Source organism: Pseudomonas sp. G11 (assembly GCF_029457515.1).
Classification (GTDB): domain Bacteria; phylum Pseudomonadota; class Gammaproteobacteria; order Pseudomonadales; family Pseudomonadaceae; genus Aquipseudomonas; species Aquipseudomonas gorinensis.
Genome location: NZ_CP120377.1, coordinates 4,560,574 through 4,582,439, shown reverse-complemented (window position 1 = coordinate 4,582,439; position 21,866 = coordinate 4,560,574). Strand labels below are relative to the sequence as shown.

16 protein-coding genes are annotated in these 21,866 nt (G+C 61.3%); 9 read left to right on the top strand and 7 right to left on the bottom strand.

Annotated features, from left to right (window positions below):
* Window positions 1–64: 64 nt before the first annotated feature.
* Window positions 65–970: an AraC family transcriptional regulator gene (locus P2T68_RS21090; RefSeq protein WP_024075150.1), complete on the bottom strand. Its 906-nt coding sequence runs from the start codon at window positions 968–970 to the stop codon at window positions 65–67.
* A 245-nt stretch (window positions 971–1,215) separates the two neighbouring features.
* Between P2T68_RS21090 and P2T68_RS21085 the strand changes: the two genes are divergently transcribed.
* A complete protein-coding gene (locus P2T68_RS21085) occupies window positions 1,216–1,728 on the top strand; it encodes a GNAT family N-acetyltransferase (RefSeq protein WP_277379765.1) in 513 nt (170 codons plus the stop codon).
* Window positions 1,729–1,813: 85 nt separating this feature from the next.
* On the opposite strand, the gene P2T68_RS21080 is transcribed toward P2T68_RS21085, so the two are convergent.
* Window positions 1,814–3,103 carry a glycosyltransferase gene (locus P2T68_RS21080; protein ID WP_024075152.1) on the bottom strand — a complete coding sequence of 430 codons (1,290 nt, stop codon included), beginning with the start codon at window positions 3,101–3,103 and terminating at the stop codon, window positions 1,814–1,816.
* A gap of 158 nt (window positions 3,104–3,261) precedes the next feature.
* Between P2T68_RS21080 and tpx the strand changes: the two genes are divergently transcribed.
* The 7 genes from tpx (at window position 3,262) to P2T68_RS21045 (ending at window position 16,179) form a co-directional block, all read left to right on the top strand.
* On the top strand, window positions 3,262–3,762 hold the full coding sequence (gene tpx / locus P2T68_RS21075) for a thiol peroxidase (RefSeq protein WP_024075153.1): 501 nt from the start codon (window positions 3,262–3,264) through the stop codon (window positions 3,760–3,762).
* 231 nt (window positions 3,763–3,993) lie between these two features.
* A complete protein-coding gene (locus P2T68_RS21070) occupies window positions 3,994–5,292 on the top strand; it encodes an MdtA/MuxA family multidrug efflux RND transporter periplasmic adaptor subunit (protein WP_069075878.1) in 1,299 nt (432 codons plus the stop codon).
* Entirely contained in the window at window positions 5,289–8,390 is a 3,102-nt protein-coding gene (locus P2T68_RS21065) for an MdtB/MuxB family multidrug efflux RND transporter permease subunit (protein ID WP_102624228.1), read from the top strand. The genes P2T68_RS21070 and P2T68_RS21065 overlap by 4 nt, the downstream gene beginning before the upstream one ends.
* Window positions 8,387–11,494 carry an efflux RND transporter permease subunit gene (locus P2T68_RS21060; RefSeq protein WP_102624227.1) on the top strand — a complete coding sequence of 1,036 codons (3,108 nt, stop codon included), beginning with the start codon at window positions 8,387–8,389 and terminating at the stop codon, window positions 11,492–11,494. Before P2T68_RS21065 ends, P2T68_RS21060 begins: the two co-directional genes overlap by 4 nt.
* Window positions 11,491–13,056: an efflux transporter outer membrane subunit gene (locus tag P2T68_RS21055; protein ID WP_024075157.1), complete on the top strand. Its 1,566-nt coding sequence runs from the start codon at window positions 11,491–11,493 to the stop codon at window positions 13,054–13,056. The genes P2T68_RS21060 and P2T68_RS21055 overlap by 4 nt, the downstream gene beginning before the upstream one ends.
* A 225-nt stretch (window positions 13,057–13,281) precedes the next feature.
* Window positions 13,282–15,378: an EAL domain-containing protein gene (locus tag P2T68_RS21050; RefSeq protein ID WP_024075158.1), complete on the top strand. Its 2,097-nt coding sequence runs from the start codon at window positions 13,282–13,284 to the stop codon at window positions 15,376–15,378.
* Between the two features lie 54 nt (window positions 15,379–15,432).
* The gene (locus P2T68_RS21045) at window positions 15,433–16,179 is read left to right on the top strand and encodes an SDR family oxidoreductase (protein ID WP_024075159.1); all 747 of its coding nucleotides are present in this window, start codon (window positions 15,433–15,435) and stop codon (window positions 16,177–16,179) included.
* 58 nt (window positions 16,180–16,237) lie between these two features.
* Here P2T68_RS21045 and mapR read toward each other — a convergent pair whose 3' ends face one another.
* From mapR to P2T68_RS21030, 3 genes are all read right to left on the bottom strand, one after another.
* Window positions 16,238–17,647 (bottom strand): GntR family transcriptional regulator MpaR, encoded by a 1,410-nt coding sequence (mapR, locus tag P2T68_RS21040; protein ID WP_024075160.1) that lies wholly within the window; start codon window positions 17,645–17,647, stop codon window positions 16,238–16,240.
* 236 nt (window positions 17,648–17,883) lie between these two features.
* On the bottom strand, window positions 17,884–19,299 hold the full coding sequence (gene ccoG / locus P2T68_RS21035) for a cytochrome c oxidase accessory protein CcoG (protein ID WP_277378240.1): 1,416 nt from the start codon (window positions 19,297–19,299) through the stop codon (window positions 17,884–17,886).
* Window positions 19,300–19,483: 184 nt separating this feature from the next.
* On the bottom strand, window positions 19,484–19,723 hold the full coding sequence (locus tag P2T68_RS21030) for a DUF3203 family protein (protein WP_024075162.1): 240 nt from the start codon (window positions 19,721–19,723) through the stop codon (window positions 19,484–19,486).
* Window positions 19,724–19,843: 120 nt separating this feature from the next.
* Between P2T68_RS21030 and P2T68_RS21025 the strand changes: the two genes are divergently transcribed.
* Entirely contained in the window at window positions 19,844–20,341 is a 498-nt protein-coding gene (locus P2T68_RS21025) for an MgtC/SapB family protein (RefSeq protein ID WP_168233084.1), read from the top strand.
* Window positions 20,342–20,348: 7 nt separating this feature from the next.
* Here P2T68_RS21025 and P2T68_RS21020 read toward each other — a convergent pair whose 3' ends face one another.
* On the bottom strand, window positions 20,349–21,179 hold the full coding sequence (locus tag P2T68_RS21020; RefSeq protein ID WP_051448884.1) for a M10 family metallopeptidase C-terminal domain-containing protein: 831 nt from the start codon (window positions 21,177–21,179) through the stop codon (window positions 20,349–20,351).
* Window positions 21,180–21,512: 333 nt separating this feature from the next.
* A complete protein-coding gene (locus P2T68_RS21015) occupies window positions 21,513–21,686 on the bottom strand; it encodes a hypothetical protein (protein ID WP_168233082.1) in 174 nt (57 codons plus the stop codon).
* Window positions 21,687–21,866 lie beyond the last annotated feature (180 nt).

Below are 21,866 nucleotides of genomic sequence, written 5' to 3'. Positions count from 1 at the left end.
GACAGGGTGTGGAGGGATTACTTCAAGGGATTGCTGTGTAATCGTTTGTCGATGCGCAAAGAGCTCAAGCCAGGTTTTGTTCGGTGAGCCGCTGCACCGCCAGGCGACGGTAGTGGGAGGGGGTCATGCCCTTGAGCTGTTGGAAGCGTCGATTGAAGTTGGAGATGTTATTGAAGCCGGATTCGAAACACACATCCGTGACGGCTTTATCGCCATCGGCCAGTAACTCGCAGGACTTGCTGATACGCAAGCGATTGACGAACTCGATAAACGTGCGACCGGTGGCCTGCTTGAACACCCGGGAAAAATACGTCGGCTTCATGCCCAGGTGTTCCGCCACTTCTTCCAGCGGCAACTCCCGCGCGTAGTGGGCAAAGATGTAGTCCACCGCGCGGTTGGTGCGGTCGATGCTGTGCTCATCGGCCAGTTGCGGCGTGGTCACGCCGGACAACAACTGGTAGTCCTCGCACGCGCTCAGCACGTCCAGCAGAATAAAGAAGTGCCCCAGGCGCGCCATGCCTTGGGCGTCCTCAATGCGTTGCATCAGGGTCATGGCCTGGGCGATGGTTTTTTTGCAACGAAACTCGATGCCGGACTGCGCCCGTTCCAGCAGCGGTGCCAGGGTCTTGAGTTCGGCGAAAATAGGGCTGCCGTTCTCAAACAGTTCATCGGTGAAGTTCACCAGCATGTCGCGCTTGGGCACCACCTCGTCTTCCTCCACCTGGCTGATCCAGTTGTGGGGCAGGTTGGGGCCGGTGAGGAACAGGCTTTCCGGGTAGAAATTGCCGATGTAGTCGCCGATGAACACTTTGCCGGAGCTGGCGATAATCAAGTGCAGCTCGTACTCCTTATGGAAGTGCCAGCGTACCAACGGGCAGGGGAAACCATGCTGGCGATAGATGATGGACAGGCCGTTGTGATCGTCCATCAGCTCGTAGGAAGGGTCGGTGATTCGCGTTGCTCGGGTCATGCTGCCGTCGCTTTATTGTGGTTGCGATTCGAATAATGCCCCCTTGTGTGTTGTCGCTGCCAGCGGCAAGTTGATCGGAGCATCTCTGAATGCCGTTTTTGGTGATTGGCTACTTAATATATTTAACTGGGCTGTGATATTAACAAAAGCGTTTGCAGGCAGCCGTTGTGCTGATCGAGAGCGGCATGGCCGCTGGGATCAAAGAAGATTTTTATGTGAAACAGAGCACGAGTGAGGGTGTGGTTATGATTCGTGATGCACTACCCAAGGACGCGAAGAGCATCGCCAATGTTCATGTCAGTAGCTGGCAACACGCTTATCTCAGTCTGATGCCGGCTGATTTTTTGTCCTCGCTTACTGCAACGTTGCCTAAGAGGGAAGCTTATTGGGCTCATGCAATTGAAAGCAAAGAGTCTGACGTTTTAGTTTCAGAGGTGGATGGGAACGTTATTGGTTGGATTTCAGTGGGGCCTTGCCGTGATGAAGATAAGTCTGGCGCCGAAGCGGGAGAGGTCATGGCTATCTACGTCTTGGCAGAATACTGGGGCAAGGGTATAGGCGCCCAATTATGGGCGTCAGGTTTAAAGCGTTTGGTTGATCAGGGTTACAAGCTTGTTACCTTATGGGTTTTAGCTGAAAACGAAAGGGCTGTGCGCTTCTATCAAGGGCTCGGAGGGCAGGAGGAGCTTGACAGCCGTCGCACGCTCGTCCGTGGCGGGGTGTCCCTGGAGGAGGTGAGGTACGTCTGGGCGCGTTAGGGGGCAGGGATGCCCGATTCAACTTGCCGCGCAGCGGCGGCAAGTCAGAATCACGATGTTCATGTTCTTTGCGCTGCTCGATTCCCTAGAGGTTGCGGTTCTTCGCCTCGATCCACTGGGACATGTACTGCGTACTTTTATGCGCGTGATGGCGCAGCATGCTGCCGGTAAAGTTGTCGCGGCGATGGGCCGCAAGGTTGCGGCGGCATTGCTCCAGGCATGCCACCAAGGCCGGTCCGTGGAGGGCCTGGTCATAGCGCCGGGCCAGGAGCTGGCGCCCCTGTTCCTGGGCCTGGGTCCAACGCTCGCGGTCCTGATAAAGGGCCACGGCGGCGGCGGCCAGGGCCGGGGCGTTCTGCTCGATCGCGCCGGGCCAGGGCTGATCGTCGCCCATCGCTTCGGCGCCGATCGGTGTGGTGACATTCGGCGTGCCACACAGCATCGCATCCGCCAGCTTGCCCTTGATCCCGGCGCCAAAGCGCAGGGGGGCCAGGCAGATACGTGCGGCACTCATCACCTGCAACGCATCTTCGGCCCAGTTCATCACATGAAACCCCTGGGCCGCGTTGTGCAGGGCGGTGGCCTTGGGCGGGGTGTAGGCCCCGTAGATATGCAGTTGGGCGCCCGGCAGTTGCTGGCGGATCAGCGGCCACACGCTGTTTTTCATCCACAACACCGCATCCCAGTTCGGCGCGTGACGGAAGTTACCGATACTGAGGAAGTGCGCGCGGTCTTCAAAGGGCGCGAAGGCTGCGGTCGGTGGCTGCATCATCAACGGGCACCAGTGGAGCAGGGCGGCGGGCACCTTGAACTGTTCGATGAGCAGGCGGATTTCCACGTCGGAAATCATCAGGCTGATATCGCAGCGGTAAATCGCCGCGATTTCACGCTTGGCCAGGTCGGTGTCGGCCATCAACTGGAATTCCTGTTTCAGCGCCGGGGTAAACAGTGCACTGAAGTCTTCGCCGTCGGGATGGGCCTTGAGGTGGTCCCTGAGGCGCTGGTGGCGCGCGTCGCGCAGGCTTTGCAGGTCGGAGGTCTCCAGCACGCGCAGGGCGTGGGGGCAGCACTTCTCCACGCGCCAACCAAACTGTTCTTCCATCATGAAACGGTCGAACAGCACGATGTCCGGGGCCAATTCGCAAATAAAATCGTCGAAGCTGCTGTTATTGAGCTCAATCGCGCATTCGGCGATGCCCAGCGCAGCCAGGTCGGCTTTGTGCTCGCCCAGCGCTGCGGGGCTGCTGAAGGTTATGTCCCAACCTTGCGTAAGAAAAGTCTCGAGGATCTGCATCATATGCCCGCCCGCTGCCGAGGAGCGTGGCTCCGGCCAGACATAACCAATGACCAGGACTTTGGTGGCGGGCTGATTCATTAACAACGGTTTCCTTGGAGGGCAGGCGCAAAGCGCGCAATTAAACCACAACCGCGAGACATGACAATTTGTGTCTGGCGGTAGGTAGCCACAGTACTTTGTGGTTAACTTCCGCCTCTCGAATTCGTTTAATCAAACCCAGCATAAGGATTCCGTCCATGGCTCAAGTCACCCTTCGTGGTAACCCCGTCCAAGTTGAAGGCGAACTGCCGCAAACCGGCTCCAAGGCGCCAGACTTCACCCTGACCGCCGGCGATCTGTCGGATGCGACCCTGGCCACCTTCGCCGGCAAACGCAAAGTGCTGAACATCTTCCCAAGCGTCGACACCCCGACCTGCGCCACCTCGGTACGCAAGTTCAACGCCCAGGCCAACGAGCTGAACAACACTGTCGTGCTGTGCATCTCCTCCGACCTGCCGTTTGCCCAGAAGCGTTTTTGCGGCACCGAAGGCCTGGACAACGTGCAGAACCTGTCGGACTTCCGCAACGCTGATTTCGCCGTTGACTACGGCGTTTCGATTGCTGACGGCCCCCTCCGGGCCCTGACCGCCCGTGCCGTCGTCGTGTTGGATGAAAACGACACTGTGCTGCACAGCGAACTGGTCCCTGAAATCGGCCAGGAGCCAAACTACGAAGCAGCCCTGGCTGTTTTGAAGTAACTGTTTCGGCGCATTACTGTCGTTACGCAGTAACACGCGCGGCACATAATTGCGGCCTGGCCTAGTCCAGGCCGTTTTTATTTGCACGTCAGATGCTTAGGGAAATAGCCGGCGGACTAAGCTCAAAAGTTAAAAGATGTAAGCCCAAGGTAAATAGCCGGTAAAGGCGCTTTTCTTAACGCGCCCCAGTGCTTATCTTTCAGCCTCCCAAAGAAGAAGCTCTCGCGCCCAATGGTTGATCACTCCATGCAATCCACCCCCCGTAACTCCCGACGCTGGCTGTTCGGCCTGCTTGTGCTGCTGGTTATCGCCGGCCTGTGCTGGAAATTCTGGCCGGGTGGCGCTGCCCATAAAGATGCGCCGGCCGCGCGCACCAGCAAGACGGGCATGGCACGCCCAGGCTTCGGTGGTTCCACTGGGCCGGTGCCGGTGCGCGTGGCACCGGCGGTGCTGGGGGAATTCCCGGTGTACTACAAGGCATTGGGTACGGTCACCGCGCTCAACACCATCAATGTACGCAGCCAGGTGGGCGGCCAGTTGGTGAAGATCGCCTTTGAAGAAGGGCAGATGGTCAAGGCCGGCGACCTGTTGGCGGAAATCGACCCGCGCAGCTATCAGAACGCCTTGCTCCAGGCCCAGGGCACGCTGATGCAGAACCAGGCCCAGTTGAAGAACGCCCAGGTCGACGTCCAGCGTTACCGCGACCTCTACGCCCAGGACAGCATCGCCAAGCAGACCCTCGACACAGCCGAAGCGCTGGTCCTGCAATACCAGGGCACGGTCAAGACCAACCAGGGCGCGGTGGACGACGCCAAGCTCAACCTCGAATTCACCAGGATCCGCGCGCCGATCAGCGGGCGCGTCGGCCTGCGTCAGCTCGACGTCGGTAACCTGGTGGCCGCCAACGACACCACGGCGCTGGCGGTGATCACCCAGACCCAACCGATCAGCGTGGCCTTCACCCTGCCGGAGAGCACCCTGGAAACCGTGCTCGCCCGTTACCACGCCGGCAACAAGCTGCCCGTGGAGGCCTGGGACCGTGGCGATGCGAAGCGCCAGGCCACCGGCGTGCTACAGAGCCTGGACAACCAGATCGACGTCACCACCGGTACCCTGAAGTTCAAGGCACGTTTCGATAACAAGGACCAGGTACTGTTCCCCAACCAATTCGTGAATGTGCATCTGCTCGCCGATACCCTGCACAACGTGGTACTGGCGCCGTCGGCCGCGATTCAGTTCGGCAACAACGGCACCTTTGTCTACAAGCTCGATGGCGATAAGAAGGTCAAGGTCCAGCCGTTGGTGGTGGGTGACAGCGATGGCGATAACACCGTGATCAAGGAGGGCCTGGTCGCCGGCGACCGGGTGGTGCTTGAAGGCACCGACCGCCTGAAGGACGGCAGCGAAGTCGAAGTGGTCAACGACAGCAGCCAGGTACCGACCACGCCGACCGAGCACCTGCAAGGCAAGCCTGCTGCGAAAGGGGAGACCGGCGCTGACGCCGGCAAGGCGCAAAAGGTCGGTTCATGAACCTCTCGCGGCTGTTTATCCTTCGCCCGGTCGCCACCACGCTGAGCATGCTGGCCATTGTCCTGGCCGGCATCATCTCGTACCGCCTGCTACCCGTCTCGGCCTTGCCCCAGGTGGATTACCCGACCATCCGCGTGATGACCCTGTACCCTGGCGCCAGCCCGGACGTGATGACCAGCGCCGTCACCGCGCCCCTGGAGCGCCAGTTCGGGCAAATGCCCGGCCTGACCCAGATGGCGTCCACCAGCTCCGGCGGCGCCTCGGTGCTGACCCTGCGTTTCAACCTCGACATCAATATGGATGTCGCCGAGCAACAGGTGCAGGCCGCGATCAACGCCGCCACCAACCTGCTGCCCAAGGATTTGCCGGCACCGCCGGTGTACAACAAGGTCAACCCGGCGGACACCCCGGTGTTGACCTTGGCGATCACCTCCAAGACCATGCTGCTGCCCAAGCTCAATGACCTGGTCGATACGCGCATGGCGCAGAAGATCGCGCAGATCAGCGGCGTTGGCATGGTCAGCATCGCCGGCGGCCAGCGCCAGGCGGTGCGGATCAAGGTCAACCCCGAGGCCCTGGCCGCCAACGGCTTGAACCTGTCGGACGTGCGTACCCTGATCGCCGCGTCCAACGTCAACCAGCCCAAGGGCAACTTCGACGGCCCGACCCGGGTGTCGATGCTCGATGCCAACGACCAGTTGGTCTCGCCCCAGCAATACGCCGAACTGATCCTGGCCTACAACAATGGCGCACCGCTGCGCCTCAAGGATGTGGCGCAGATCGTCGATGGTGCGGAAAACGAACGCCTTGCTGCCTGGGCCAATGAAAACCAGGCCGTGTTGCTGAACATCCAGCGCCAGCCGGGCGCCAACGTGATCGAGGTGGTGGACCGTATCAAGGCCCTGCTGCCGAGTATCACCGATAACCTGCCGGCCGGCCTGGACGTCACGGTCCTGACCGACCGCACCCAGACCATCCGCGCGTCGGTCACCGACGTGCAGCACGAACTGCTGATCGCCATTGCCCTGGTGGTGATGGTGACCTTCCTGTTCTTGCGCCGGGTCAGCGCCACGATCATTCCCTCCATTGCCGTGCCGCTATCGCTGGTTGGCACCTTTGGGGTGATGTACCTGGCCGGTTTCTCCATCAACAACCTCACGCTGATGGCCCTGACCATCGCCACCGGCTTCGTGGTGGACGATGCCATCGTGATGCTGGAGAACATTTCCCGCTACATCGAGGAAGGCGAGACCCCGCTGGTAGCCGCGCTCAAGGGCGCCAAGCAGATCGGGTTCACCCTGATTTCCCTGACCCTGTCGCTGATCGCCGTATTGATTCCGTTGCTGTTCATGGCTGACGTGGTCGGGCGCCTGTTCCGCGAATTCGCGATTACCCTGGCGGTGGCGATCCTGATTTCCCTGGTGGTGTCCCTGACCCTGACGCCGATGATGTGCGCGCGGCTGCTCAAGCGGGAACCCAAGGAAGAAGAACAAAGCCGTTTCTACAAGGCCAGCGGCGCCTGGATCGACTGGCTGATCGGCGCCTACGGGCGCAAATTGCAGTGGGTGCTCAAGCACCAGCCGCTGACCCTGCTGGTGGCCATCGCCACCCTGGGCCTTACGGTAGTGCTGTACCTGGTGGTGCCCAAGGGCTTTTTCCCGGTGCAGGACACCGGGGTGATCCAGGGCATTTCCGAAGCGCCGCAGTCGATATCCTTTGCGGCCATGAGCCAGCGCCAGCAGGAGCTGGCCAAGATCATCCTGGCCGACCCGGCGGTGCAAAGCCTGTCGTCCTACATTGGCGTGGATGGCGATAACGCCACCCTCAACAGCGGCCGCTTGCTGATCAACCTCAAGCCCCACGGCCAGCGCGACCTGAGTGCCGCCCAGGTGATCACCCGCCTGCAACCGGAAATCGACAAGCTGGTGGGCATCCGCCTGTTCATGCAGCCGGTGCAGGACCTGACCATTGAAGACCGCGTCAGTCGAACCCAGTACCAGTTCAGCATGTCCTCGCCGGATGCGGAGTTGCTGGCCCTGTGGAGCGGCAAGCTGGTGCATGCCCTCCGCCAGTTGCCGGAGCTGACCGACGTCGCCAGCGACCTCCAGGACAAGGGCCTGCAGGTGTACCTGGTGATCGATCGTGATGCGGCCTCGCGCCTGGGTGTCAGCGTGTCGACCATTACCGATGCGCTGTACGACGCCTTCGGCCAGCGGCAGATTTCCACCATCTACACCCAGGCCAGCCAATACCGCGTGGTCTTGCAGGCCCAGTCGGGCGAAACCCTGGGGCCGGATGCGCTGAACCAGATCCATGTGAAGACCACCGACGGCGGCCAGGTCCGCCTGTCGAGCCTGGCCCGGGTCGAACAGCGCCAGGCCCAGTTGGCGATTGCGCATATCGGCCAGTTCCCGGCGGTGATGATGTCATTCAACCTGGCGCCCGGCGTGGCGCTGGGCAAAGGCGTCGAGCTGATCAACCAGGTGCAGAAGGACATCGGCATGCCGGTGGGCGTGCAGACCCAGTTCCAGGGCGCCGCCCAGGCGTTCGAGGCGTCGTTGTCGAGCACCTTGCTGCTGATCCTGGCGGCGGTGGTCACCATGTATATCGTGCTCGGCGTGCTCTACGAGAGCTACATCCACCCGATCACCATCCTTTCGACCCTGCCGTCGGCAGCGGTGGGGGCCTTGCTCGCGTTGCTGCTCAGTGGCAATGACCTGGGCATGATCGCGATCATCGGCATCATCCTGCTGATCGGCATCGTGAAAAAGAACGCGATCATGATGATCGACTTCGCCCTGGATGCCGAACGCAACCAGGGGCTGGACCCGCAGACCGCGATCTACCAGGCGGCGCTGTTGCGCTTCCGGCCGATCCTGATGACCACCCTGGCGGCGCTGTTCGGTGCGGTGCCGTTGATGCTGGCCACCGGCTCCGGCGCAGAACTGCGCCAGCCCCTGGGCCTGGTGATGGTTGGCGGTTTGCTGGTGAGCCAGGTGTTGACCCTGTTCACCACCCCGGTGATCTACCTGTACTTCGACCGCCTCGGTCGTCGCTGGCGTAAAGAGCCGCAAAGCCTGGAGCCGGTTGAGTCATGAACCTGTCCGGACCTTTCATTCGCCGGCCGGTCGCCACCATGCTGCTGAGCCTGGCGATCCTGTTGCTGGGCGGTGTCAGCTTTAACCTGCTGCCGGTGTCGCCGCTGCCGCAGATCGATTTCCCGGTGATCGTGGTCTCGGCCAGCTTGCCCGGCGCGAGCCCCGAGGTGATGGCGTCGACCGTGGCCACGCCGTTGGAGCGCTCCTTTGGCGCGATTGCCGGCATTACCACCATGAGCAGTTCGTCGAGCCAGGGCTCCACCCGGGTGATCCTGGCGTTCGACTCCGACCGTGACATCAACGGCGCGGCGCGGGAAGTGCAGGCGGCCATCAACGCTTCGCGCAACCTGCTGCCCAGCGGCATGCGCAGCATGCCCACCTACAAGAAAATCAACCCGTCCCAGGCACCGATCATGGTGCTGTCGCTGACCTCGGACGTGTTGCAGAAAGGCCAGTTGTACGACCTGGCCTCGACCATCCTCTCGCAAAGCCTGTCCCAGGTGCCCGGCGTGGGCGAAGTGCAGATCGGCGGCAGCTCCCTGCCGGCGGTGCGTATCGAACTTGAACCCAAGGCTCTCGACCAGTACGGCGTGGCCCTGGACGATGTGCGCAACACCATTGCCAACGCGAACCAGCGGCGCCCCAAGGGCTCCCTGGAAGACAGCGAGCGCAATTGGCAGATCCAGGCCAATGACCAGTTGGAAAAGGCCAAGGACTATGAACCGCTGCTGATTCGCTACCAGAACGGCGCGGCCCTGCGCCTGAAGGATGTGGCCACGATCACTGATGGCGTGGAAGACCGCTACAACAGTGGTTTCTTCAACAACGATTCCGCGGTGCTGCTGGTGATCAATCGCCAGTCCGGCGCCAACATCATCGAGACCGTGAGGCAGATCAAGGCCCAGCTGCCGGCATTGCAGGCGGTGCTGCCGTCCAGCGTCAAGCTGAGCCTGGCGATGGACCGCTCGCCGGTGATCACCGCGACCTTGCATGAAGCCGAGATGACCCTGCTGATTGCCGTGGGCCTGGTCATCCTGGTGGTGTACCTGTTCCTCGGTAACTTCCGCGCCTCGTTGATTCCGACCCTGGCGGTGCCGGTGTCGCTGGTGGGAACGTTCGCGGTGATGTACCTGTACGGGTTTTCGTTGAACAACTTCTCGCTGATGGCGCTGATCCTGGCGACCGGCCTGGTGGTGGACGATGCCATCGTGGTACTGGAGAACATTTCCCGACATATCGACGAAGGGGTGCCACCGATGAAGGCGGCGTACCTGGGCGCCCAGGAAGTCGGCTTTACCTTGTTGTCGATGAACGTGTCGCTGGTGGCGGTGTTCCTGTCCATCCTGTTCATGGGCGGCATCGTCACCAACCTGTTCCGCGAGTTTTCCATCACTTTGTCGGCGGCGATCATTGTGTCGCTGATTGTCTCGCTGACCCTGACGCCGATGCTCTGCGCCCGCTGGCTCAAGCCCCATGTCAAAGGCCAGATGACCGGTTTGCAGCGCTGGAGCCAGAAGATCAACGACCGCATGGTCGCCGGCTACGCCACCAGCCTCGACTGGGTGCTGCGCCACCGCCGACTGACCCTGCTCAGCCTGTTGCTGACCATCGGCATGAACGTGGCGTTGTATGTCGTGGTGCCGAAAACCTTTATGCCGCAGCAGGACACCGGCCAGTTGATCGGCTTCGTGCGCGGGGATGACGGGCTGTCGTTCAGCGTGATGCAGCCGAAGATGGAGACCTTCCGCAAGGCGGTGCTCAAGGACCCGGCGGTACTCAGCGTGGCCGGGTTTATCGGCGGGAGCAACGGCACCAACAACGCGGTGATGCTGGTGCGGCTCAAGCCTATCAGCGAACGCAAGGTCTCGGCGCAAGCGGTGATCGAGCGCTTGCGCAAGGATGTGCCGCTGGTGCCGGGTGGGCGCCTGTTCCTCATGGCTGACCAGGACCTGCAATTCGGCGGCAGCCGTGACCAGACCACTGCACAGTATTCCTACATCCTGCAAAGCGGTGACTTGGCCGCGCTGCGCCTGTGGTACCCGAAAGTCGTGGCCGCCCTGCGTGAGCTGCCCGAGCTGACCGCCATCGATGCCCGCGAAGGCCGCGGCGCTGCCCAGGTCACGCTGATCGTTGACCGCGACCAGGCCAAGCGCCTGGGCATCGACATGAACATGGTTACGGCAGTCTTGAACAATGCCTACAGCCAGCGGCAGATTTCCACCATCTACGACAGCCTCAACCAGTACCAGGTGGTGATGGAGGTCAACCCGAAATACGCCCAGGACCCGATTACCCTGAACCAGATGCAGGTGATCACGTCCAGTGGCGCGCGGGTGCCGTTGTCGACCATTGCCCACTATGAAAACAGCCTGGCGGACGATCGCGTCAGCCATGAAGGCCAGTTCGCCTCGGAAAACATTGCCTTCGACATGGCGCCCGGTGTCACGGTGGAGCAGGGGACGGCCGCCATCGAGCGAGCGATCGCCAAGCTCGGCTTGCCTGAGGATGTGATTGCCAAGATGGCCGGCACCGCCGACGCCTTCGCGGCGACGCAGAAGGGCCAGCCGTTCATGATTCTCGGCGCGCTGGTGGCGGTGTACCTGGTGCTGGGCATCCTCTATGAAAGCTATATCCACCCGCTGACGATCCTCTCGACCCTGCCGTCGGCCGGGGTCGGTGCGATGCTCGCCATCTACCTGACGGGCGGCGAGTTCAGCCTGATTTCCTTGCTGGGCCTGTTCCTGCTGATCGGCGTGGTGAAGAAGAACGCCATCTTGATGATCGACCTGGCCTTGCAGTTGGAGCGTAACGACGGCATGGACCCGCTGGAGTCGATTCGCAGTGCCTGCCTGCTGCGCTTGCGGCCGATCCTGATGACCACCCTGGCCGCCATTCTCGGCGCCTTGCCCTTGCTGCTGGGCGCTGGTGATGGCGCGGAAATGCGCCACCCACTGGGCTTGACCATCATCGGCGGCCTGGCCTTCAGCCAGATCCTGACCCTCTACACCACCCCGGTGGTTTACCTTTATCTAGACCGCGCGCGCCACCGTTTCAACGCCTGGCGTGGCGTGCGTACCGATGCTGCCCTGGACACTGCGCTATGACCGATTCAACCCACACCCATGCACGGCGGGTTTCCGACACGGCACCCACCCCTGTAGGAGCGAGCTTGCTCGCGAAAAAACGGCAGGCCCCGCGTTCATTCAGGCTCGGCGCGTTATCGTTAACGACCTTCGCGAGCAAGCTCGCTCCTACAGTGGGGTTGGCGTTGTTGCTCAGCGCCTGCGCCGTCGGGCCTGACTACCATCGCCCGGAAGTCATCGAGCCGGCGCAGTTCAAGGAGGCCCAGGGCTGGCGCCAGGCCACGCCGAGCGACTCCCTGGCCCGTGGCGCCTGGTGGGAGCTGTACGGTGATCGTCAACTCAATGACCTGGTGCAGCGCCTGAACAGCTCCAACCAGACCGTGGCCCAGGCCGAAGCACGTTTTCGCCAGGCCCAGGCCCTGGTGCGCAGTTCCCGTGGCGCGTTTTACCCCACCGTTGACCTGAGCGTCGGAAAAACCCGCGCGAGCCAGGGCTCTGGTAGCAGCAGCGCGAGCCTCAGCAGTTCCAGCAGCGGCATCCGCAACACCCTCAACGCCCAGCTGGGCGTGAGCTGGGAAGCCGACATCTGGGGCAAGTTGCGCCGCGGCCTGGAGGCCAACGAAGCCAGCGCCGAAGCCAGCTCGGCCGACCTGGCCGCGATGCGCTTGAGCCAACAGTCGGAACTGGTGCAAAGCTACCTGCAATTGCGGGTCATGGACGAGCAGACCCGTCTGCTGCAAGCCACCCTGGACACGTACCAACGCTCCCTGCAAATGACCGAAAACCAATACCGCGCCGGTGTCTCCGGCAAGGAAGCGGTGGCCCAGGCGCAAACCCAGCTCAAGACGACCCAAGCCAGCCTGATCGACCTGATCTGGCAGCGCGCGCAACTGGAAAACGCCATCGCCGTGTTGATCGGTGAGGCACCCGCCAACTTCAACCTGGCGGTGAGCAAGGACATCCCGGCATTGCCGCAGATCCCGGTCAGCCTGCCTTCGCAATTGCTCGAGCGTCGCCCGGACATCGCTTCGGCCGAGCGTTCAGTGATCGCTGCCAACGCCAATATCGGCGTGGCCAAGGCCGCCTATTACCCGGACCTGAGCCTCAGCCTGGCCGGGGGGTACTCCAGCAGCACCTATGCCGATTGGATCAGCCTGCCGAACCGCTTCTGGTCGGTCGGGCCGAAACTCGCCATGACCCTGTTCGACGGCGGCCAGCGCTCGGCGGAAGTGGACCGCACAGTGGCTTCCTACGACGAAACCGTGGCCAAGTACCGCCAGACCGTACTGGACGGGTTCCGCGAAGTGGAAAACTACATGGTCCAGCTCAAGGTGCTGGAAGACGAGGCCGTGGTCAGCAACGAAGCCCTGGAAGCCGCGCGGGAATCGTTGCGCTTGACCCAGAACCAATACAAGGCGGGGCTGATTGCCTATCTGGATGTGGTCACTGTGCAGGCCACCGCTTTGAGTAACGAGCGCACTGTGTTGACCTTGCTGCAGTCGCGATTGGTGGCGAGCGTGCAACTGATCGCCGCACTGGGCGGTGGCTGGGATGGGCAGACGTCGATTGCCGAGAAGGAGTGAGTGCGCAAGGCAGGACAGTGAGCCGCATTTTGGCAGCGATAATGTGGAGGCTAAGCAGTAGGCATGACGGCAAGAATCGATCGGCGTTGAGCCGGTAGATTGGCGTCAAAATGCCACTGATGGCTCTCTGATAATTAATCGAGTGCCCAAGAATTATTCTCGCTACAATCGCCCGCTTTGCCACTTGGCACGGGCCTCTCCGGCCCGTTGCGCACGAGAAATTGCATGCTTGTCGGTAGTTATTCTCCCTCCCTGGTCGTGATCTCCCTGTTCGTTGCGATCCTCGCGTCCTATACCGCGCTGGACCTCAGTGGCCGCATCGCCACGGCCAGCGGGCGCGCGGTTTATCTATGGATAGCAGGCGGGGCGCTGGCCATGGGCGTGGGGGTGTGGTCCATGCACTTTATCGGCATGTTGGCGCTGCGCCTGCCGTTTGCCCTGGGATTTGACCTGGGCATTACCGCGCTGTCGCTGTTGATCGCGGTGTTGTCCAGCGGTTTTGCCTTATGGCTGGTGAGCCAGCAGCACCTGCCCGCCTGGCAGCTGGTGTTTGGCGCGCTGGTCATGGGGATGGGCATCGCCAGCATGCATTACACCGGCATGGCCGCGATGCGCATGACGCCCGGCATCGACTACGACCCCGGCTTGTTTGGCGTGTCGTTGCTGATAGCGGTGGTGGCGTCCGGCGCGGCACTTTGGATCGCCTTTAACCTTCGGCGCAATACTCCCTACGTACGCCTGGTACGTGGCGGGGCGGCGGTGGTAATGGGGTTTGCCATTGTTGGCATGCATTACACCGGTATGGCCGCGGCACGCTTTGCCGATGACAGTTTTTGCGGCGCCGCCTTGACCGGCTTAAGTGGCAAGGGCCTGGATAACCTGGTGCTGGTGACGACCTTGGCCGTGCTTGCCATTGCATTGCTGACCTCGCTGCTTGATGCGCGCCTGGAAGCCCGCACCGCCATACTCGCCGACTCCCTGACCCTGGCGAACCAGGAACTGACCCACCTGGCCCTGCACGACATGCTCACCGGCCTGCCCAATCGCACCTTGCTCGCAGACCGTATTCAGCAGGCGATGCAGGCCGTTAAGGAGCAGGGCGGTTGCTTCGCCCTGATGTTTATCGACCTGGATGGCTTCAAACCGGTCAACGATGCCTTCGGCCACCACCTGGGGGATCAGTTGCTGCGCGAGGTCGGCCAGCGCCTGCGTGAAGACCTGCGCAGCCAGGACACCCTGGCGCGTATCGGCGGGGATGAGTTCGTGCTGCTGGTGCAACTGACGCAGCCGGATGATGCCCTCGGCCTGGCTGAACGCCAGGTGTCGTTGATCAATCGCGCGTTCCAGGTGGCCGAGCATGCGTTGAAAATCTCCGCCAGCGTCGGCATTGCCCTGTACCCCGGCAACGGCGGTAACCCCCAGGAGCTGCTGATGAACGCCGATGCCGCGATGTACCACGCCAAGGGCATGGGCAAGAACGGCTACAGCTTCTTCGATGTGTCGATGAACACTAACGCGCGCAAGCAGCTGCAGTTGTTGCAGGACCTGCGCAATGCCCTCGAACACCAGCAGTTCCGGTTGTATTACCAGCCCAAATTCGACGCCGTCAGTGGTCTCCCGGTAGGGGCCGAAGCGTTGCTGCGCTGGGAGCATCCGCAGCACGGTTTGCTGTTGCCCGACACGTTTATCGAATTGGCGGAAAAGACTGGGCTGATCATCCCGATGGGGGAATGGGTGCTCAATGAAGCCTGCCGCCAGATGCGCGAGTGGTACGGCCAGGGCTACGAGGGGTGGCGCATTGCCGTTAACCTCTCGGCGTTGCAGTTCTGCCATGGGGGGCTGGTCCAGAGTGTGGCGGCGGCCTTGGAGCGTCACCAGTTGCCGGCCAACAGCCTGACCCTGGAGATCACCGAGACCACCGCCATGCGCGATGCCGATGCGAGCATGACGGTGTTGCAGCAGCTTTCCGACATGGGGGTCGATCTGTCCATCGATGACTTTGGCACCGGCTATTCCAGCCTGATGTACCTCAAGCGCCTGCCGGCCAACGAACTGAAGATCGACCGTGGGTTTGTACGCGACCTGGAGCACGACAGCGACGATGCCGCCATCGTCTCGGCCATTGTCGCCCTGGGCCAGGCCCTGGGCCTGCGAATCGTCGCCGAAGGCGTGGAAACCGATGCGCAGCAGCGTTTCCTGACCCGCCTGGGCTGTGATTCCCTGCAAGGTTATCTGCTCGGACACCCGCTGCCGGCTGACGGCTTCATGGTCGGCATCCAGCGCGTCGAAGACGCGTTGGCGCCTGACAAAAGCCGTAGGTGACAGTTAGTATTGGATTCATGCATAAACATCAGGTTGAAACAGGGGACCGCACGCATGGACAAAGTCGTCATCATCACCGGGGGCAGCCGTGGGATTGGCGCCGAGACGGCATTGCTGGCCGCTCGCGAGGGCTATCGCATCTGCATCAATTACCAGTCCGACGAAGACGCCGCGCACCGCGTGCTTGAACAGGTTCGGGCCCTGGGCGCCCAGGCGATTGCCGTGCGGGCGGATGTCAGCATCGAAGATGAAGTGATCGCACTGTTTCATCGCGTCGATGCTGAACTGGGCCGGGTCACGGCGTTGGTCAACAATGCTGGCACCGTGGGGCATAAATCGCGGGTGGACGAAATGTCCGAGTTTCGCATCCTGAAAGTCATGAAGACCAATGTGCTTGGCCCGATCCTGTGTGCCAAGCATGCCGTGCTGCGCATGTCGCCCAAGCATGGCGGGCAGGGCGGCAGTATCGTCAACGTGTCGTCGGTGGCCGCGCGGCTCGGCTCACCGGGCGAGTATGTCGATTACGCAGCCTCCAAGGGCGCGCTCGATACCTTCACCATTGGCTTGTCGAAGGAAGTCGCGGGCGAAGGCATTCGTGTCAACGCGGTGCGCCCCGGCTATATCTTTACCGACTTCCATGCCTTGAGCGGTGACCCGAATCGGGTCAGCAAGCTGGAGTCTGGCATCCCCATGGCCCGGGGCGGGCGCCCGGATGAAGTGGCGGAAGCGATTATCTGGTTGTTGTCGGATAAGGCTTCTTATGCCACGGGCACATTTGTCGACCTGGGCGGTGGCCGTTAAGCGTCAGCGCAATCAGCTCGGAAGTCGGCGCAGGTTCATTACTCCGCCGGGTTCCAGCTCAGAATGACCTTACGATCCGGCCCAACGTCTCCATCGCCTTTTCCGACGCCTCGGTCCATGGGCTGCCATAGTTCAAGCGAATGCAATTGCGGAAACGCTGGGTTGCCGAGAAAATCGGTCCCGGCGCAATGCTGATGCCCTGGGCCAAAGCCATCTGGAACAATTTCAACGAGTCTGTCTGCTCTGGCAGTTCCAACCACAGGAAGTAGCCGCCGGCCGGCTGGCTGACCCGTGTCTGCGCCGGAAAGTAGCGTGCAATGGCGGCAAGCATGGCGCTTTGCTGTTCTTCCAGGGCATAGCGCAATTTGCGCAGGTGCCGATCATAGCCGCCGTGTTGCAGGTAGTCGGCGATGGCTGCCTGGGCCGGCATCGACGGGCAGAGCGAGGTCATCAGCTTCAAGCGCTCGACCTTCTGCGCATAACGCCCGGCCGCGACCCAGCCAACCCGGTAACCCGGGGCCAGGCTCTTGGCGAATGAACCGCAGTGCATCACCAGGCCCTCGGTGTCGAAGGCCTTGGCCGGTTTCGGTGCCTGTTGCCCGTAGTACAGCTCGGCGTAGACGTCGTCTTCGATCAGCGGCACCTGGTGACGGCGCAACAGCTCCACCAGTTCCTGTTTCTTCGACTCTGGCAGTGTGGCGCCCATGGGGTTCTGGAAGCTGGTCATGGTCCAGCAGGCCTTGATCGGGTAGCGCTCAAGGCTTTGCGACAACGCGTTAAGGTCAATGCCATCGCGTGGATGCACCGGGATCTCCACCGCCTTGAGCTTCAGGCGTTCCAGTACTTGCAGGCAGGCATAGAACGCGGGGGCTTCAATGGCCACCAGGTCACCCGGCTCGGTGACGGCCTGCAGGCACAGGTTCAGGGCCTCCAGCGCCCCGTTGGTGATCAGCAGTTCTTCCATGGGCAGCATCAGCCCGCCGACCATGTAGCGCAGGGCAATCTGGCGTCGCAATTGCGGGTTGCCCGGCGACATGTCGGTGACCACCAGGCGCGGGTCCATCTCACGGCTGGCGCTGGCCAGGGAGCGGGCCAGGCGTGGCAGCGGGAACAGCATCGGGCTGGGGAAGGCCGAACCGAAGGGCACGGTGTTCGGGTCCTTGATGGAGTCGAGTACCGAGAACACCAGTTCGCTCACATCGACCTCGGTGGACTCGTGGACCTGCTCGCTCACCACCGGCTCGGAAAACGGGCTGGGTGCATGGGTATTGACGAAGTAGCCGGAGCGCGGACGCGCACGGATCAGGCCCCGGCGCTCCAGCAGGTAGTAGGCCTGGAAGACGGTGGATGGGCTGACGCCGTAGGTCTGGCTGGCATAGCGCACCGAGGGCACCCGTTGGCCGGGGCCGAGGACGCCGGAGCGGATCAGTTCGGCAATGTCATCGGCGAATTTTTCGTAGCGTTTCATTTTGGCCTTAAACACGTGTTTTATATGAGTGGAGATCCGATTGGGAGAGCCCTGATGCCGTACATCGCCTTCTGTAGGAGCGAGCTCGCTCGCGAAAAACGTCAACGATAACGCGTACTTCCTGAATCAACGCGGCGCCTTTGAGTTCTTCGCGAGCAAGAACTAGGCGTCCCCCTCGCTCCTACAAAAAAGCCCACCTCCCACATTTGATCTTTATCATTCTCGGTACCGAGGTCTCAGCGGTTGAGCGGCGCCACGAAGCGGCTATCGGCCGCACTGTAGATCCAGGGTTCATCCACATCCGACACCTTGAACCGCAACGTCTGCGAGCTGCTCGCCGGCTTGTCGGCCAGCAATGCCACCGATACCGGCACATCGCTGATTTCCCCGGGTGCCAGGCTGATCTCGGTCTTGCCCTGCAGTTGGAAGCCTTCGGCGTCCACCAGCTCCAGGCGGTAATCCTGGCGCTGCTGCGTCTTGTTGATGACCTTGAGGCTGTAGATGTTTTCGATCAAGCCCTGGGCGTTCTCGCGGAACATGCCACGGTCCTTGGTAACGTCCAGCGACACCATCGGCCGTTGCACCAACGCCACCACCAGCGCCGCGATCATCACCAGCAGCACGGCACTGTAGCCGATCAGGCGCGGCCGCAGCAGGTGAGTCTTGCCACCTTGCAGTTGATGTTCGGAGGTATAGCTCACCAGGCCACGGGCATAGCCCATTTTGTCCATGATCGAATCGCAGGCGTCGATGCACGCCGCGCAGCCGATGCACTCCATTTGCAGGCCGTCGCGGATATCGATGCCGGTGGGGCAGACCTGCACGCACAACTGGCAGTCGATACAGTCGCCCAGGCCGACATCCGCCGGTTTCACCTCGCGTTTGCGCGGGCCGCGGCTTTCGCCACGGGCCACATCGTAGGAGATGGTCAGGGTGTCTTTGTCGAACATCACGCTCTGGAACCGGGCGTAGGGGCACATGTGCATGCACACGGCTTCGCGCAGCCAGCCGGCATTGATATAGGTGGCTGCGGTGAAAAACAGGACCCAGAACAGGCTCACGCCCCCCATCTGCCAGGTCAGCAGTTCGGTGGCCAGCGGGCGAATGGGGGTGAAGTAGCCGACAAAAGTCAGCCCGGTCAGCACACTGATGCCCAGCCACAACGTATGTTTGGCCGAGCGCCGCGCCAGTTTATTCAGGCTCCAGGGGGCCGCTTGCAGCTTGATGCGCTGGTTGCGTTCGCCTTCGGTGATTTTTTCGCACCACATGAACAACCAGGTAAAGGAGCTTTGCGGGCAGGTGTAGCCGCACCATACGCGGCCAGCAAACACAGTGATCGCAAACAGGCCGAAGGCGCAGATGATCAGCAGCGCCGACAGCAGGATGAAGTCCTGGGGCCAGAAGGTCGCGCCAAAGATATGGAATTTGCTTTCAGCCAGGTCCCACAGCACGGCCTGGCGACCGCCCCAGTTCAGCCACACGGTGCCGAAGAAGGCCAGGAACAGAAAGCCTGCACCGCTCACGCGCAAGGTACGAAACAGGCCGGTAAAGCTGCGGGTGTGAATCAGGTTGTCGCTGGATGCGGCCTTCACCTTCTTTGGGTGCGCAGGTGCATGGGGTTCCACGGTTCGGACGGGGATTATTTCGCTCATGGTCGTTCGCTCATCAGCCTCCATCAGGCGGATGAACTATGCCCGTCGCTCTGTTTGCATAACAGACTCAGGTATGGCGATAAAAAGCGGATCAGATGCGTTGGTGGCCTAGCGCTGCGACAATGTGCTGCACCCCGTAGCGCCTGGGGTGCAGGCTTGATTTGGCGATGCTGACGCAGATCAATTAAATCAGCGAACCAGGCTCTTCGGCCTTGACGTGGTTGCGTGCATCCGTTGCACCCTCGACCGTCAGGGCGTCGGCCTCGGCTTCGGTGATATAGATCCGCTGGCCGGCCAGGTCCACGTAAGACATGGCTTTGTCGTTGTCGGTGAGGACCTTGACTCGGGTAGCCGGCACGCTTTGTTCCTGGCCGTTTTCATCGAGCATGAAATAGCACAGATGGTTTTCGATACGTACGGTCATGCTGATCTCCCTTTTCATAGGCTATGAAGGTTAGGGGCATGCCATCGGCAGTGGTTCCAGGCAACTGACTGGCGGTCGCTGCGGTCCATGCTTTATCGACCCCTATACAGGACAGGTTCCATGGACGCTTGGTGGCACGAAGTCTGGCAAACCCTGCAAGCCGAATTCGCCGATATTACCGATGCGAAGCAACTCACCCAGATCACCGTACGCTTGTTGATCGCCGCGCTCCTGGGCGGGGTCCTCGGTTTTGAACGTGAGCACAAGGGCAAGGCGGCCGGGGTGCGTACGCACATGCTGGTGGCCCTGGGCGCCGCGCTGTTCGTGTTGGTGCCACAGATGTCCGGCAACCAGGCGGATGCCATGAGCCGGGTGGTGCAGGGGGTGATTGCCGGGATTGGGTTCCTGGGGGCGGGCACTATCCTCAAAGGCAAGGAGGACGAGGAGGGCCAGCACGTCAAGGGCCTGACCACCGCCGCCGGGTTGTGGATGACCGCCGCCATTGGGGTGGCGGCGGGGATGGGGCGCGAGTCGACGGCGGTGCTCAGTACGTTACTGGCCCTGGCGGTGTTCAGCGTGATGCCGAGGATCGTCAAGGTCTTTGAGAAGGATCAATGACCACCGCTCAGCTCAACAGGTCGGTTTCCTTCAATTGCCCAAATATCTTTGCGACAAACGCTGGCTCCGACGGGTTACCTGAAATCACCAGAACGCTCGTGTTGGTGGTGGGGGAGTACTTCAGCTGCATTTCCCCACTGGCCCCGGATAGTTGGTGGACCCATTGCAATGGTTTATTGAGTTGTCTGCGAATACCTGAAACATCCAGTTTGTCTTGACCGTGCACGAAATCCCGGACTTCGCTGGGGGCGTCGAGGGAAGACTCCTGGATGCTGGTGTAACGGTAGATATTGGGCCGAACCGTGCACGGTTTGTGGGGTGTGTCAGTGGGTATGCGATTCTCCAGATCAGTGGGGTGTGGGAACTTCAACGACCCGATTGCTTTTCTCACCAGCGCGGAAATGGAACACAGGGACGTCGCCCTGGCATTTGCTTGAGCAAGGTTGTCCTGGATATCCAGCAAAGGCTCATGCTTTTTACTGGCAAAGCGGCGCACGAGATCAAATCGGCTTTCAAGCGGGGCGGTCATTAATCTGTACTTCAGGTCGAACAGGGCCGACTCGACATGGTTCCGATAGCTGTCGACCTGCTCAGCCTCGAAGGGAGACAGGACAGTGTCGATCGCATCTTTGCTCAATTGAGATTCGACCTTCTCGAGGACCTTGACGTTGTCGTTTGCATCGGGCCCGGACAATAAGGTGCTGATCTTGTCGGTCGTCAATAGCGTGCCAATTTTGTTGAAGGTGTCTATAGACCCTCTGGATGTTGGATCACGCAGCATGTGTTCAACCGTGCTTCGGTTTACCTGGGCACCCAGGTCAGTGAGGCTTTGCTTCATCGTTGCCGTGCTTGAAGGGGCCGGCTCGGGGTTTTCGGGTCGCTTGGGTTGCCTGGCGTGGTTCGGGCCTGAGCGGAGCAGGGCCTCCAGGGCTTGTGTGGTTACGACTGAAGACGCGGGAGGGAGGCCCCGTTCCGCACGATGCTGGCTTGGAGGGCGTGCGGAGTGGGGCGTCGGTATTTGATGGATGGCTGACATAATGTGTCCTCGCGAGTGCTTGGGTAAGCGAGTCGTCTTGGGATGACGTCTATGCGCGGTCAGTATCACCAATGTCCATTCAGACGAAGTAAGGACTTCACCGTTCGAGCCAGTAGGGTATTTCGCTTGTTAAGGTCAGTTCCCAGAGGTACTCGACATCACGGGGGCGATCGTCGTCGGTGGCTCCTCCACCGGCGGTGGCTCGTTTTCAGGTGGTTCTTGTTCTGGAATGGGCTCAGGCTCTGTGGGCGGCAGCGTCGGGTTATCGATATTCGGGTCGGGTGTTTCAGCCGGGATCGGGATATTCATCGGTATGGCCTCGTTTGTGCTTTGCTCTAGCGGTGGACATCGGGTGGAGGGAATTGATTCCCCGCCCAATGGCGGCATATCCGCCTGAACTTTTAACCAGGGTGCAGGCTCGGACCTTATACGGCCCTGCTCAGGGAGAGCGGCGCCGTATCAGAATTCGGATCAAGCAAAGAGCGTCCA